At 74.5% G+C, this 13,826-nt stretch carries 12 protein-coding genes; 4 read left to right on the forward strand and 8 right to left on the reverse strand.

Features of this window, described 5'->3' with window-relative positions; all coding sequences use genetic code 11:
* Positions 1-113: 113 nt before the first annotated feature.
* Positions 114-440 (reverse strand): hypothetical protein, encoded by a 327-nt coding sequence (locus tag J0910_RS07610; RefSeq protein WP_420157812.1) that lies wholly within the window; start codon positions 438-440, stop codon positions 114-116.
* 217 nt (positions 441-657) lie between these two features.
* Here J0910_RS07610 and J0910_RS07615 point away from each other — a divergent pair, with 217 nt between their 5' ends.
* Positions 658-1,116: a (deoxy)nucleoside triphosphate pyrophosphohydrolase gene (locus J0910_RS07615; protein WP_420157813.1), complete on the forward strand. Its 459-nt coding sequence runs from the start codon at positions 658-660 to the stop codon at positions 1,114-1,116.
* A gap of 66 nt (positions 1,117-1,182) precedes the next feature.
* On the opposite strand, the gene J0910_RS07620 is transcribed toward J0910_RS07615, so the two are convergent.
* Together J0910_RS07620 and J0910_RS07625 are read right to left on the reverse strand one after the other, a co-directional pair.
* Positions 1,183-2,226 (reverse strand): iron-siderophore ABC transporter substrate-binding protein, encoded by a 1,044-nt coding sequence (locus J0910_RS07620; RefSeq protein ID WP_420157814.1) that lies wholly within the window; start codon positions 2,224-2,226, stop codon positions 1,183-1,185.
* A gap of 74 nt (positions 2,227-2,300) precedes the next feature.
* A complete protein-coding gene (locus J0910_RS07625; RefSeq protein ID WP_420157815.1) occupies positions 2,301-3,323 on the reverse strand; it encodes an iron-siderophore ABC transporter substrate-binding protein in 1,023 nt (340 codons plus the stop codon).
* Between the two features lie 325 nt (positions 3,324-3,648).
* Here J0910_RS07625 and typA point away from each other — a divergent pair, with 325 nt between their 5' ends.
* Positions 3,649-5,541: a translational GTPase TypA gene (gene typA / locus J0910_RS07630; RefSeq protein ID WP_420157816.1), complete on the forward strand. Its 1,893-nt coding sequence runs from the start codon at positions 3,649-3,651 to the stop codon at positions 5,539-5,541.
* 213 nt (positions 5,542-5,754) lie between these two features.
* Here typA and J0910_RS07635 read toward each other — a convergent pair whose 3' ends face one another.
* Positions 5,755-6,297 (reverse strand): nitroreductase family deazaflavin-dependent oxidoreductase, encoded by a 543-nt coding sequence (locus tag J0910_RS07635; RefSeq protein WP_420157817.1) that lies wholly within the window; start codon positions 6,295-6,297, stop codon positions 5,755-5,757.
* A 294-nt stretch (positions 6,298-6,591) separates the two neighbouring features.
* Between J0910_RS07635 and J0910_RS07640 the strand changes: the two genes are divergently transcribed.
* Positions 6,592-7,764, forward strand: coding sequence for an FAD-dependent monooxygenase (locus tag J0910_RS07640; protein ID WP_420157818.1), 1,173 nt, complete (start codon positions 6,592-6,594; stop codon positions 7,762-7,764).
* 51 nt (positions 7,765-7,815) lie between these two features.
* On the opposite strand, the gene J0910_RS07645 is transcribed toward J0910_RS07640, so the two are convergent.
* The gene (locus J0910_RS07645; protein ID WP_420157819.1) at positions 7,816-8,415 is read right to left on the reverse strand and encodes a TetR/AcrR family transcriptional regulator; all 600 of its coding nucleotides are present in this window, start codon (positions 8,413-8,415) and stop codon (positions 7,816-7,818) included.
* 67 nt (positions 8,416-8,482) lie between these two features.
* Here J0910_RS07645 and J0910_RS07650 point away from each other — a divergent pair, with 67 nt between their 5' ends.
* On the forward strand, positions 8,483-9,670 hold the full coding sequence (locus J0910_RS07650; RefSeq protein ID WP_420157820.1) for an FAD-dependent monooxygenase: 1,188 nt from the start codon (positions 8,483-8,485) through the stop codon (positions 9,668-9,670).
* A gap of 392 nt (positions 9,671-10,062) precedes the next feature.
* Here the strand turns inward: J0910_RS07650 and J0910_RS07655 are convergent, their stop codons facing one another.
* The 3 genes from J0910_RS07655 to J0910_RS07665 all read right to left on the reverse strand — a co-directional run bounded on the left by J0910_RS07655 (position 10,063) and on the right by J0910_RS07665 (position 13,740).
* Positions 10,063-10,872, reverse strand: a complete 810-nt coding sequence (locus J0910_RS07655; RefSeq protein WP_420157821.1) for a succinate dehydrogenase/fumarate reductase iron-sulfur subunit — start codon at positions 10,870-10,872, stop codon at positions 10,063-10,065.
* Positions 10,869-12,815 (reverse strand): fumarate reductase/succinate dehydrogenase flavoprotein subunit, encoded by a 1,947-nt coding sequence (locus tag J0910_RS07660; RefSeq protein ID WP_420157822.1) that lies wholly within the window; start codon positions 12,813-12,815, stop codon positions 10,869-10,871. Before J0910_RS07660 ends, J0910_RS07655 begins: the two co-directional genes overlap by 4 nt.
* Before the next feature lie 106 nt (positions 12,816-12,921).
* Positions 12,922-13,740 (reverse strand): hypothetical protein, encoded by an 819-nt coding sequence (locus J0910_RS07665; RefSeq protein ID WP_420157823.1) that lies wholly within the window; start codon positions 13,738-13,740, stop codon positions 12,922-12,924.
* Positions 13,741-13,826: the final 86 nt, after the last annotated feature.

Genomic DNA, 13,826 nt, shown 5'->3' on the forward strand with positions numbered 1-13,826 from the left:
CGCCGCCCCCGATGAGCGCTGACGCTCTTTCCACTCCCCCCGGAGAGCGTCGGCCCCCTCGGGCGCCGGCCCGGCGCCGGCGCCCGAGGGCTGCGCCGAGGCGGGCCGCGGCCTCACCCCCGCTCCGGCTCCCGGGTCCGGTGCAGCAGGATCTTCTCGCAGGTGACGGTGAGCCCGGCGTCCTCGCGGCCGAAGGAGAAGTCCAGCCGCAGGCGGTCCTCGTCGTGCTCGGAGCGGACGTCGGAGACGTCGGCCCCCTCCCAGGGGGCGCCGTCCTCGTCGAAGAAGCTGGCGTCGGTGACGCCCTCCAGGACCAGGGTGTAGACGGTGGCGGGAACCGTCCCGGCCGGGGTGCGCAGGGCGAGGGTGACGCTGTGCGCCGGGACGTCGATCCACGTCCCGGTGAGCGAGCACCCCTTCAGGGAGTCCAGAGCCGACATGAGCACCCCTCCGTGCCGTGGCAGGGCCCCTCGGGTACGGCCTGCCCCGAACGTCCGGTTTCCACACGGTCCCGGCCGCTTCCGGGCGGGCCTCCGGGAAAGGTATTCGATCGGCGCCCCTCGCGTCCCCTCGGCACCGGGCGGAACCCGGGCCCCGGGCGGTCCGAAACGCGGCCGCCCGCACCGGCCGCACCGGCCTGGAGTACCGTTGTCGACCGTGACCGAGCTGCAGAGCGGCCGCCGCGGCGAGGAGTCCGCGGACGGCCCGCACATCGTCGTCGTCGGCGCCGCGATCCTGCGCGGCGGAGCGCTGCTCGCCGCGCAGCGGGCCTCCCCCGCGCGGCTGCGCGGGCGCTGGGAGCTGCCCGGAGGCAAGGTGGATCCGGGCGAGTCCGACACCGAGGCGCTGGTCCGCGAGTGCCGGGAGGAGCTGGGCGTGCTGGTCCGCCCGGTGCGGCGGATCGGCGGGGAGGAGGCCCTCCCGCAGCGCGGCGACGGGACCACCGCCTCGCTCCGGGTGTGGGCCGCCGAGCTGGTCGAGGGCGAGCCCCGGCCGGTGGAGCACCTCGCGCTGCGCTGGCTGCGCGCCGGCGAGCTGGACGGACTCGACTGGCTCCCCGCCGACCTGCCCTTCCTGGAGGCGGTCCGCCCGCTGCTGGAGCCGGGGAAGGGCTGACCCCGGAGCGGCGGGCCCGCCGGCGCACTCCGGCGGACCCGCGGCACCGGGGCCGGGAGGGACGGGTCAGGCCCCGCCCTCGGCCGCGGTGGAGAGGTCCTCGACGACCTCGTCCATGGCCCACGGGATGGACAGCGGGCTGGGCGAGGTGATCGCCATCGTCAGGGCGGTGTCGTCGTAGCCGATGTAGCCGCCCTCGCGGACCGCGTCGACCTTCTGGAACACCTCGCTCCCCTCGAGCTTCTCCCGCTCCTCCGGGCTGCCCGCCCACATGACCAGCACCTCGGCGTCGATCCGCTCGGCGTGCTCCCGGCTGAGCCGGGCGGAGAACGCTCCGGGCTCGGGCTCCAGGCCGCCGATGAACGGCGCCGGCTCGAAGCCCAGCTGCTCCAGCAGGCCGTAGCGGGCGTCGCCCTCGACGGAGAAGCCGAAGTCGCCGGTGCCGGGCTCCTGCCGGCCGGTGGCGAAGGTGGTCCCCTCGAACTCGGGGTGCTCTTCGGCGAGGCCGGCCAGGTAGCCGTCGACGCCGTCCACGACCCGCTGCGCGTCGTCCTCCTGGCCCAGCGCCCTGCCGACGGCGAGCGCCTCGTCCTGCCAGGGCGTCATCCACGGCCGGTCGAGGTAGGCGACGGTCGGCGCGACCGCGGAGAGCTGCTCGTACTCCTTCTCCTCGATGCCGGTCTGCACGGCCAGGATCAGGTCCGGTTCCAGCGCCGCGATCTTTTCGGCGGGGATGCCGTCGTCGGTGTCGACCAGGGCCGGCTCCTCGGCGCCGAGCTCCTCGATCTTCTCGGTGTTCCACGGCAGCCGGCCCTCGTCGTCGCCGGCGAAGCTGGAGGCGTTGATGCCGACCGGGACGACGCCCAGTTCGAGCAGGGTGGCCTCGCTGGTCCAGCCGAGGGTGACGATGCGCTTCGGCTCGGCGGTGATCTCGGTGGAGCCGTGGGCGTGCTCGATGGTGACCGGGGACCAGCCGCCGTCCGCCTCGGCCTCGGGGGCACCCGCTCCGGAGGTGCAGGCGGCGGTGGTGAGCAGGGCGAGCGCGGCGGCGGGGGCGAGCGGCGCGGTGCGGCGCCGGCGGGCGGCGCGCGGGGACGGGGCGGGGGGCATGGGGGCTCCTGTGTCCGGGGGAAAGGGGGAGCGGTGCGGCGCCGGGGGCTCGGGGCCGCACCGCCGGTCCGGGGTCAGGCCTCGCCCTCCACGGCCTCGGCCAGGTCGCCGACGAGCCGGTCGGTCACCCACGGGATGGTCAGCGGGTTGGGCGAGGAGATCGCCATCGCCTCGGCCGGGTCGTCGTAGCCGACGTAGCGCCCGCCGGCGACGGCGTCGATCTCGGCGAAGACGTCGCTCTTCTCCAGCTTCTCCCGCTCCTCGGGGGTGGCGTGCCACATGAGCAGGACGTCGGTGTCGACCCGGTCGGCGTGCTCCCGGCTGAGCGGGGCGAAGAAGGCGCCCTCGTCGGCCTCCAGCTCGTCGATGAACGGGGCCCGGGTGAAGCCCAGCTCCTCCAGGAGGGCCGCACGGGCGTCGCCCTCCAGGTAGAAGCCGAAGTCGGTGCTGTTGGGGACGACGGTGGCCGCGGCGACGGTGGTCCCCTCGAACTCGGGGTGCTCGGCGGCGAGGTCGGCGAGGTGGCCCTCGGTCTCGTCGACGACCTTCTGCGCGTCGTCCTCCCGGCCCAGCGCCTTGCCGATGGCGAGGGCGGCGTCCTGCCACGGCGTCTTCCACGGCTCGTCGAGGTAGGGGATGGTCGGCGCGACCGCGGAGAGCCGCTCGTACTCCTTCTCCTCCAGCCCGGACTGGAGGCCCAGGATGAGGTCGGGCTCCAGTGCGGCGATGTCCTCGACCGGCATGCCGTCGTCGGTGTTGAACAGCTCGGGCTTGTCCTCGCCGAGCTCGTCCAGCTTCTCCAGGTCCCAGGGGAGGTACCCGTCCTCGTCCCCGGCGTAGGTGGAGGCGGCCATGCCGACCGGGACGACGCCCAGTTCGAGCAGGGTGGCCTCGTCGGACCAGCCGATGGTGACGACCCGCTTCGGCTCGGCGGTGATCTCGGTGGAGCCGAAGGCGTGCTCGACGGTCACCGCGGACCAGTCGCCGTCGGACTCGGCGGCGGGCGCGCCCGCCCCGGAGGAGCAGGCCGCGGTGGCGAACACGGCCGCTGAGGCGAGCAGGGCGAGGCCGGTCAGGCGGCGCGGCGAGGAAGTCATACGGACCCCTGGAGGTGGTCGGGCGGCCCAGGGGCGGGGGGTCGGGCCGCGTCGGTACGGAGCAGGGCCGGGCGCCCGGACGCGGCGTCGCGGCCGGGGCGCACATGGTAAGGCCCGCCTTGCTAAGGCACGCCTATCCTAAGTCCATATTGTGGTGACTTGTCCAGTCGGAGTGATGGACGCCGCCTGCCGTCCACCCCCTGTTCAGGGCCCCGAGAAAGCCGTGACCTGGCCGTTTCCCTCGCTATCCGGTACAAGCGCATAAACTTGTGCACGGCCGCGGGTGTCGCGGTTCTTCCCAGCAGATGAGATCGAGACCTTTCGCATGTCCAGCGCCACTACCGCCGAGGGCTCCGCACGCCGCGCCGACCTCCGCAACGTCGCCATCGTCGCGCACGTCGACCACGGCAAGACCACGCTCGTCGACGCCATGCTGTGGCAGTCCGGGGCGTTCCGCGAAAACCAGGACGTCGATGACCGCGTCATGGACTCCAACGACCTGGAGCGCGAGAAGGGCATCACCATTCTCGCCAAGAACACCGCGGTCCACTATGCCTCGCCGGAGGGCGAGGAAGTCGTCATCAACATCATCGACACCCCCGGCCACGCCGACTTCGGCGGCGAGGTCGAGCGCGGGCTGTCCATGGTGGACGGCGTCGTCCTGCTGGTCGACGCCAGTGAGGGCCCGCTCCCGCAGACCCGCTTCGTGCTGCGCAAGGCCCTGCAGGCCAAGCTCCCGGTGATCCTGTGCATCAACAAGGTGGACCGGCCCGACAGCCGGATCGCCGAGGTGGTCGACGACACCTACGAGCTCTTCATGGACCTGGGGGCCGACGACTCCCAGATCGACTTCCCGATCGTCTACGCCTGCGCCCGCGACGGCCGCGCCTCGCTGGAGCGCCCGGCCGACGGCGAGGTGCCGGACAACGACGACCTCACCCCGTTCTTCCGCACCATCCTGGACACCGTCCCGGCGCCGGAGTACACCCCGGGGGCGCCGCTGCAGGCGCACGTCACCAACCTGGACGCCTCGCCGTTCCTCGGCCGGCTCGCGCTGTGCCGGGTGCGCCAGGGCGAGATCCGCAAGGGCCAGCAGGTGGCCTGGATCCGCACCGACGGCAGCACCCAGCAGGTGAAGGTCACCGAGCTGCTGATGACCGAGGCGCTGGAGCGCAAGCCCGCCGAGCAGGCCGGGCCGGGCGACATCATCGCCATCGCCGGCATCCCGGAGATCATGATCGGCGAGACCCTCGCCGACCCCGCGGACCCGCTCGCGCTCCCGCTCATCACCGTCGACGAGCCGGCCATCTCGATGACCATCGGCACCAACACCTCGCCGCTGGTCGGCCGGGTCAAGGGCGCCAAGGTCACCGCCCGCCTGGTCAAGGACCGGCTCGACCGCGAACTGGTCGGCAACGTCAGCCTGCGGGTGCTGCCCACCGAGCGGCCGGACGCCTGGGAGGTGCAGGGCCGCGGCGAGCTGGCGCTGGCCATCCTGGTCGAGCAGATGCGCCGCGAGGGCTACGAGCTGACCGTCGGCAAGCCGCAGGTGGTCACCCGCGAGATCGACGGCAAGGTGCACGAGCCGGTCGAGCGGCTCACCGTGGACGCCCCCGAGGAGTACCTGGGCGCCATCACCCAGCTGCTCAGCGTCCGCAAGGGCCGGATGGAGCAGATGAGCAACCACGGCACCGGCTGGGTCCGGATGGACTGGCTGGTCCCGTCCCGCGGCCTGATCGGGTTCCGCACCGAGTTCCTCACCGAGACCCGCGGCACCGGCATCGCCCACCACGTCTTCGAGGGCTTCGAGCCGTGGTTCGGCGAGCTGCGCACCCGCCCCAACGGGTCGCTGGTGGCCGACCGGGCCGGTGTGGCCGTCGCCTTCGCGATGTTCAACCTCCAGGAGCGCGGCGTGCTCTTCGTCGAGCCGACCACCGAGGTCTACGAGGGCATGATCGTCGGCGAGAACTCCCGCTCCGACGACATGGACGTCAACATCACCAAGGAGAAGAAGCTCACCAACATGCGCTCTTCCACCGGTGACGAGCTGGTCCGCCTGGTGCCGCCGCGCAAGCTCTCCCTGGAGCAGGCGCTGGAGTTCTGCCGCGAGGACGAGTGCGTGGAGGTCACCCCGGAGGCGGTGCGCATCCGCAAGGTCATCCTGGACCAGAAGGAGCGCGGCCGGATCGCCGCGCACAAGAAGCGCAGCTCCAACTGACGCGCGGCCGGCGCAGGCCGGCCCTCCCGCGGGCCCCGGGGCTCCGCCCTCCCCTCCCGCCCGTCCGGCGGGCGGGGGAGCGGCGGGCCCCGGGGCCCGCCGCCGTCCGGGGCGGTCCCCCGGGGCGGCGCCCCGATGCCCCGGCCGGGGCGGGCGGCGGGAGGCGGCGCTCCTCCGCGGCGACGGCCCCGGAGCCGCGGGGGCACCGAGGGGTCAGCCGGCGTCCGACCGCGGGGTCAGCCGGAACACCCGGGGCTCGCGGCCCGCGCGCGAGGCGTAGGAGTCATAGGGCCACATCGCGTTCAGCGCGCCCCACACCTCCGCCTTCTCCCCGGGGGAGAGCAGCGCCCCGGTCACCGGGATCTCCCTGCCCTTGTAGTTCACCGAGGCCTCGGGGCAGGCCAGCAGGTTGTGCGTCCAGGCCGGGTGGTTCTCCCGGCCGAAGTTGCTCCCGACCACCAGGAAGGAGCGCGGCGTCCGGTCCCGCTCCGGCAGGCAGGCCACCGGCGCCCGGCGCGGCGCGCCGCTCTTCCGGCCGCGGGTGGTCAGCATCAGACTGGGCACGGCCCAGCGGGCGAGCTGCGCCCGGCCGCCGGTCAGCCGGTACAGCAGCCGGTCGGCCGGGGGGAACACCTTGGGCGCGATCCGGGCGAAGAGCCGGCTCGCGGCGGCCTTCTGCACCGCGGGCAGCAGCGCCTCGGCGACCGCGCGCCGGGGGCGCCGCGCACCGGGCGGCGGGGTCGGTGAGGGGGGCACCGGGACTCCCTTCGTCGTCGCTTCCGCGGCCCGGCCGCCGGAGCGCTCGGGCCGCACCTAGAACCTAGCGGTCGCTTGGTTGTTCGGGAAGGGGGGCGCGGCGCCCGGTGGAGCGGGCATTTCGGGAGGAAAGCGGGGAGAAGGGCGGCGCGCGCGAGTCCAGGTCAGGCCACGCCGCAGGAAAACGCGCCAACACATGGCGTTCCCGGGGCGCCGACCCTAGCCTGAATGCCAGGGCTCCGAACCGCTCTCCCGGTGCGGGGCCGCGGCCCCTCGTCTCCGGAGGACCAGCGCATGTCAGCACCGCACGCCGTCGTGGTCGGGGGCGGCATCGGCGGCCTGGCCGCCGCGGTCGCCCTGACCAGGGCCGGGTGCGAGGTGAGCCTTTTCGAGAAGGCCCCGCTTCTCGACCCGGTCGGCGCGGGGCTGGCGCTCGCCCCCAACGCGCTGCGCGCCCTGGACGCCCTGGACGCCGGCGAGGAGGTCCGCAAGCGGTCGGCGCCGCACGGCATCGCCGCGATCCGCCGCCGGGACGGCCGCTGGCTGGTGCGCACCGGGCCGCACGAGACCCAGCAGCGCTTCGGCGACGCGGTCTGCGTGCTCCGCTACGCCGACCTGTGCGACGTGCTGCTGCAGCGGCTGCCCTCGGGCGCCCTGCACACCGGCTCCGCGGTCACCGCGGTGGAGGCCGGCACCACCCGCCAGCTGGCCCGGGTCTCCACCGAGACCGGCGACCTCAGCGCCGACCTCGTGGTGGTCGCCGACGGTGCGCGCTCCGCGGTCCGCTCCGAGCTCTTCCTGGAGCACCCGGGGGCGGTCTACGCCGGGTTCGCCTGCTGGCGGGCGATCGTCCCGTGGGACCAGGCCGACCCGCTCGACTTCGGGGAGACCTGGGGCAAGGGCGGCGTCGCCGGGGTCCTCCCGCTCAGCGGGGACGAGGTGTACTGCTACGCCACCGCGAACGTCCCGGCCGGCGAGTCCGCCCCGGACGAGCGCGCCGCGCTCGTCGAGCGGCTGGCCGACTGGCACGAGCCGCTCGCCGACCTGTTCGCCGCCGCCCGCCCGGAGGCGGTGGTCCGCAGCGACGCCTGGCACATCGACACCCCGCTGCCCGCCTACCACAAGGGCAGGGTGGCGATCCTGGGCGACGCGGCGCACGCCATGACGCCCAACCTCGCCCAGGGCGCCGGCCAGGCGATCGAGGACGCCGTGGTGCTGGCCCACCACGCGGGCGGTTCGATGGCCTACGTGACCACCGCGGTGCAGTCCTACAGCGCGGCCCGGGTGGGGCGCACCACGGCCCTGGTGCAGCGCTCCGCGCAGCTGGCCGAGGCGGTGCAGAACGACTCCCCGGTCCTGGCCGGGCTGCGGGACACCGCCGCCGGCCTGGTCGGCAAGGTCGCCCCCTGGCAGCTGGCCCGCTACACCCGCCCGGTCGACGACTGGCGCCCCCCGGTCGCCTCCTGACCCGGGGGAGGGGCCGCCGGCTCCCGGTGCCGGGAGCGGGACGGGCCCGGGTCAGCCCCGCCCGCCGGCGGGGAGCCAGGCGTCCAGCAGCTCCGCGGCGCCGGCGACCAGGTCCTCCAGCGGGGACGGGGCGGCGCTGCCGCCGCCGGCCACCGAGTCCAGGACCATCCCCTCGCACCAGGCGATGAGCGAGCGGGCGTGCCGCTCGGGGGCCGCCGATCCGAGGCCGCGCAGGGTCGCCACCGCCGTGTCGCGGAACCGGGCGCCCGCCCGGTCGTAGATGCGGCGCAGCTCGGGCCGGCGGGACGCCTCCAGCGCCAGCTCGAAGCGGGCCAGGGTCCGCTCGGCCGAGGTGTGCACCGAGGCGTGCACGAACCCGGCGAGCAGCCGGGCCGCCTCGTCCCGGGTGGGCGGCGCGCCGGCGAAGAACGCGGTCAGGGCCTGCTCCTCCTCGGCCGCCATGTGCTCCAGGGTGATCTCCAGCAGCCGGGCGCGGGTGCGCGCGTGGTAGGAGGTCGAGCCGTCCGGAAGCCCGGCCGCCCGGTCCACGGCGCGGTGCGTCAGGCCGCGCAGCCCCTCCCGCGCGGTGACCCGCACCGCGGCCCGGGCGATCAGTTCGATCCGCTCGCGTCCCCGCGCGCTCTCCGCCAAACCGCCCCCTCCGTCGAAGCTCTACGGATGTAGAGTACAGTCTCTACAGATGTAGAGGAGAGTGGAGATGGGCGGAACGGAACACGCGGTGGTGGTCGGCGCGGGCATCGGCGGGCTGGCCGCCGCGGTGGCGCTGGCCCGGACCGGGCGGCGGGTGACGGTACTGGAGCGGGCCCCGGAGATCCGGCCGGTGGGCGCGGGGTTCGGCATGGCGCCCAACGCGCTGCGCGGCCTGGACGCGCTGGGCGTCGGCGACGCGGTCCGGGCACTGGCGCTCCGGGGCAGCGGCGGCATCCGGCGGGCGGACGGCCGCTGGATGGTCCGCATCGACATGGCGGAGGTCCGGCGCAGGTTCGGCGACGCCCTGGTGGTGCTGCGCCGGTCCGACCTGGTGGACCTGCTGATCGGCGCGCTCCCGGACGGCGCGCTGCGCACCGGCGCCGAGGTCGAGCGGGTCGACCCCGGCGGCGGCCGCCGGCCGGCCGGGGTGCGGCTGCGCGGCGGCGAGGAGATCGGCGCCGACCTGGTGGTCGCGGCGGACGGGATCCGCTCGGCGGCGCGGCGCGGGCTCTTCCCCGAGCACCCCGGCCTGCTCTACTCCGGGTTCACCTGCTGGCGGCTGCTGTCCCGGCCGGAGGCGCGGATGCACGTGGAGCCGGCGGAGGTCTGGGGCCGCGGGCGGGGCGGCGGGGTGATGCCGCTCGAGGACGGCTCGGTGTACGCCTACTTCGTGCACCGGACGGCGGAGGGCGGCCGGGGGCCCGCGGGGGAGCGCGCCGAGCTGGAGCGGGTCTTCGGCGGCTGGTGCGCCCCGGTGCCCGAGGTCGTCGCGGCCGCGCGGGAGGAGGCGGTCAACCGCGGCGACCTGTACCGGATGGCCGCACCGCTCCCCGCCTACCACCGCGGCCGCACCGCGCTGCTCGGCGACGCGGCCCACGCCATGCTGCCCAACCTGGGCCAGGGCGCGTGCCAGGCGATCGAGGACGCGGTCGAGCTCGCACACGCCGTCGGCGCCCCGGGCGGCCCCGCGCACCGGATCCCGGACGGCCTGGCCCGGTACAGCGCCTCGCGGGCGCCCCGGGCCAACGGGGTCGCCGCGGCCTCCGCCTCGGCGGCCCGGATGATGGGCGCCACCGCGCGGCCGGCCGCGGCGCTCCGCGACGCGGGCCTGACCGCCGTGGGCAGGGCCGCCCCCGGCCTCTTCTACCGGGCCTTCGAGCGCACCTTCGACTGGACCCCGCCCGCCGGCGGCTGACCGGGGGCGGGCCCGCCCGGCCCGGCCTCCTCCGGCCCCGCGCGGCGGGGGAGGGCGGGAAGAGGGCCGCGCCCCCAGGGGGGCCGAGGCCCGAGTTCCGGCGTTCGCCGCGGCACCTGGCCCCTGGGGAGGCGATGAGCGGGCCCAGCACCGCGATGGGGACGAGCAGGCGAGAGCGGAACAGCGCCGGCTCTGCCTCGGGCCCATGCGCAGAGGGGCGGCCGTCCGCGAGGTCGGCCGGACCGCCGGCATCCACCGGAGGACCGGCCAGAGGCGGCCGAACGGACGGGTGCCCCGGGCGGGCTTCCCGGGGCGCCCCCCGTCACCGAGGGGGCGCCCCGGAACAAGGCCGGGCGGAGCGGGGCCCGGTCGGACGCCCGGCCCCCGCGGGGTCAGGGGAGGGGCGGGCCGCCGTCGCCCGGGCGGGTGTTGGGGACCCGCGGGGTGTCGGCGTCCCGGCCGCGCAGGCCGATCTTGGAGCCGAGCCAGACGACCGGGTCGTAGCGGCGCCCGGCGACGCGCTCCTTGAGCGGGATGAGGGCGTTGTCGGTGATCTTGATGCCCTCCGGGCAGACCTCGGTGCAGCACTTGGTGATGTTGCAGTAGCCCAGGCCGAACTCGTCCTGGGCGATCATCCGGCGGTCCGCGGAGTCCTCCGGGTGCATCTCCAGCTCGGCGACGCGCATCAGGAAGCGCGGGCCGGAGAAGTGCTCCTTGTTCTCCTCGTGGTCCCGGATGACGTGGCAGACGTTGTTGCACAGGAAGCACTCGATGCACTTGCGGAACTCCTGCGAGCGCTGCACGTCCTCCTGGGCCATCCGGTAGCCCTCCGGGCCGGCGTCCTCCGGAGGGGTGAAGGAGGGGATCTCCCGGGCCTTGGCGTAGTTGTAGGACACGTCGCACACCAGGTCCCGGATGACGGGGAAGGTGCGCATCGGCGTGACGGTGACGGTCTCCTCCGGCCCGAACACGCTCATCCGGGTCATGCAGGACAGCCGGGGGCGCCCGTTGATCTCCATCGAGCACGAGCCGCACTTGCCGGCCTTGCAGTTCCACCGCACGGCCAGGTCGGGCGCCTGGGTGGCCTGCAGCCGGTGCAGCACGTCGAGGACGACCTCGCCCTCGTTGACCTCGACCTCGTACTCGGCGAGGTCCCCGTCGCCGCCGCCGCGCCACACGCGGAACGTCCGCTTCGCGCTCATCGCTCCTCCTTCAGGGGGGTGTCGGCGGGGCCGCCGGAGGGCAGCTCCTCCTCGGTCAGGTACTTGGCGAGCTCCTCGTGCCCGAAGAGCTCCAGCAGGTCCGGCCGGGGCGCCTCCAGGGGCTGCCGGCGCAGCCGGGCCCCGCCGCTCCCGGTCAGCGAGGCGACCAGGTTGACCTTGCGCCACTCGGCGGACATGCCCGGGTGGTCGTCGCGGGTGTGCCCGCCCCGGGACTCGGTCCGCTCCAGCGCGGCGCGGGCGATCACCTCCGAGACCAGCAGCATGTTGGGCAGGTCCAGGGCCAGGTGCCAGCCGGGGTTGTAGGTCCGGCCGCCCTCGGCGCGCACCGAGGCCACCCGGTCGGCCAGCTTGTCCAGCGCCTCCAGCGCCTGCTCGATCTCCGGGCCGCGCCGGATGATGCCGACCAGGTCGTTCATGGTCTGCTGGAGCTCCTGGTGCAGCGCGTAGGGGCTCTCCCCGGTCTCCCGCTCCAGCGGGGCCGACTGCCGGGCCAGCGCCGCGGCCTCGGCGTCCGGGTCGACGGAGGGCCGGCCGCCGCCGAGCCCGTCCAGGTAGGCGGCCGCGCCCAGCCCGCTGCGCCGGCCGAAGACCAGCAGGTCGGACAGGGAGTTGCCGCCCAGCCGGTTGGAGCCGTGCATGCCGCCGGCCACCTCGCCCGCGGCGAACAGGCCGGGCACCAGCGCGGCGCAGGTGTCGGCGTCGACCTCCACCCCGCCCATCACGTAGTGGCAGGTGGGGCCGACCTCCATCGGCTCGGCGGTGATGTCGACGTCGGCCAGCTCCTTGAACTGGTGGTGCATCGACGGGAGCCGGCGCATGATCTCCTCGGCCGGCAGCCGGCCGGCGATGTCCAGGAACACCCCGCCGTGCGGCGAGCCCCGGCCCTCCTTGACCTCGTTGTTGATCGCGCGGGCCACCTCGTCCCGGGGGAGCAGCTCCGGCGGGCGGCGGTGGCCGGCCGGGTCGGTGTACCAGCCGTCGGCCTCCTCCTCGGTCTCGGCGTACTGCGCGGCGAACACCTCGGGGACGTAGCGGAACATGAACCGCTCGCCCTCGGAGTTGCGCAGCACCCCGCCGTCGCCGCGGACCGACTCGGTGACCAGGATGCCCTTCACCGACGGCGGCCAGACCATCCCGGTGGGGTGGAACTGGACGAACTCCATGTTGAGCAGGGTCGCCCCGGCGCGCAGCGCGAGCGCGTGCCCGTCGCCGGTGTACTCCCAGGAGTTCGAGGTGACCTTGAACGACTTGCCGATGCCGCCGGTGGCCAGCACCACCGCCGGGGCCTCGAAGACCACCGGCTCCCCGGTGGCCCGGGTGTAGCCGGCCGCGCCGGAGATCCGCGGCCCGGCCGGGCCGCCGCGGTCCAGCAGCAGCTCGGTGACGGTGGTCTCGGCGAACACCCGCAGCATCGCCTCGGGGTCGCCCAGCTCGGCGGCGTCGGCCTGCTGCAGCTGCACCACCCGCTGCTGCAGGGTGCGGATGAGCTCCAGCCCGGTGCGGTCGCCGACGTGCGCCAGCCGCGGGTACTCGTGCCCGCCGAAGTTGCGCTGGCTGATCCGCCCGTCGGAGGTGCGGTCGAACAGCGCGCCCCACCGCTCCAGCTCCAGGATCCGCTCGGGGGCCTCCTTGGCGTGCAGCTCCGCCATCCGCGGGTCGTTCATGAACTTCCCGCCGCGCAGCGTGTCGCGGAAGTGCACCCGCCAGGAGTCGGCGTCGTTGACGTTGCCGAGCGCGGCGGCCGCGCCGCCCTCGGCCATCACGGTGTGGGCCTTGCCGAACAGCGACTTGGAGATGACCGCGGTCCGCTTCCCCTGCTGCCGGGCCTCGATCGCGGCGCGCAGCCCGGCCCCGCCGGCGCCGATCACCACCACGTCGTAGCTGTAGCGGAGGATCCGGTTCGTCTCGCTCTTCTCGGACATTCGCCTGACTTTCTGAGGGATCGCTGCGGCCCCGGGGGACGGGGCCGGTCGGTTCCGGCGCCTTGCCATCGGCGCCGTCGGTTCCGGATTCGTCAGTTCGCTGCCGTCAGTTGAGGAGCCGGAGGTCGGTCAGGGTCCCGCTGGCGACCAGGGCGACGTAGAGGTCGGTGAGGACCAGGGTGCCCAGGGTGACCCAGGCGAACAGCATGTGCCGCACGTTCAGCTTCGACACCGCGGTCCACATCCGGTAGCGGGCCGGGCTCCGGGAGAAGGAGCGCAGCCGGCCGCCGACGACGTGCCGGCAGGAGTGGCAGCTGAGCGTGTAGCACCACAGCAGCACCACGTTGGTGAGGAGCACCAGGTTGCCCACGCCGATCCCGAACCCGCCGTTCTCGCCGTGGAACAGCGCGATCAGCGCGTCATAGGTGTTGAGCAGGGAGATGCCGATCGCGATGTAGAAGAAGTAGCGGTGCAGGTTCTGCAGGATGAGCGGGAATCGGGTCTCCCCGGTGTAGCGGCCGTGCGGTTCGCGCACCGCGCACGCGGTGGGGGACTGCCAGAAGGCGCGGTAATAGGCTTTCCGGTAGTAATAGCAGGTGAGCCGGAACAGCAGCAGGAACGGCAGGCTGACCACCGCGAAAGGCAGGAACCAGGGGAAGTCCCAGGGCAGCCTGCCGAAGACCGCCGCCTCCTCGAAGCACTGGCCGGCCAGGCAGGGCGAGTAGAACGGCGTCAGGTAGTGGTACTCGGCGACCCAGTAGTGGTCCTGCTGCAACGCCCTGGCCAGGCCGTAGACGAGGAACGCGGTGAGGCCGAGGACGGTCCACACCGGGCCGGACCACCACCGGTCGGTGCGCAGCGTCCGCTGCGCGATCCGGGCGCGCTTCCATCCGGCGGCCTCGGGCGGGGGAAGTGTCGATGTCATCTCCGCGCAACTCCCTATAGGTCGGTGGAGCCACGCTAGGACGGCACGATCACGAATTCAGCAAGAATTAACACCGCCATGGGTGT

Origin of the sequence: Nocardiopsis oceanisediminis (assembly GCF_048595525.1) — a bacterium.
Classification (GTDB): Bacteria; Actinomycetota; Actinomycetes; order Streptosporangiales; family Streptosporangiaceae; genus Nocardiopsis_A; species Nocardiopsis_A oceanisediminis.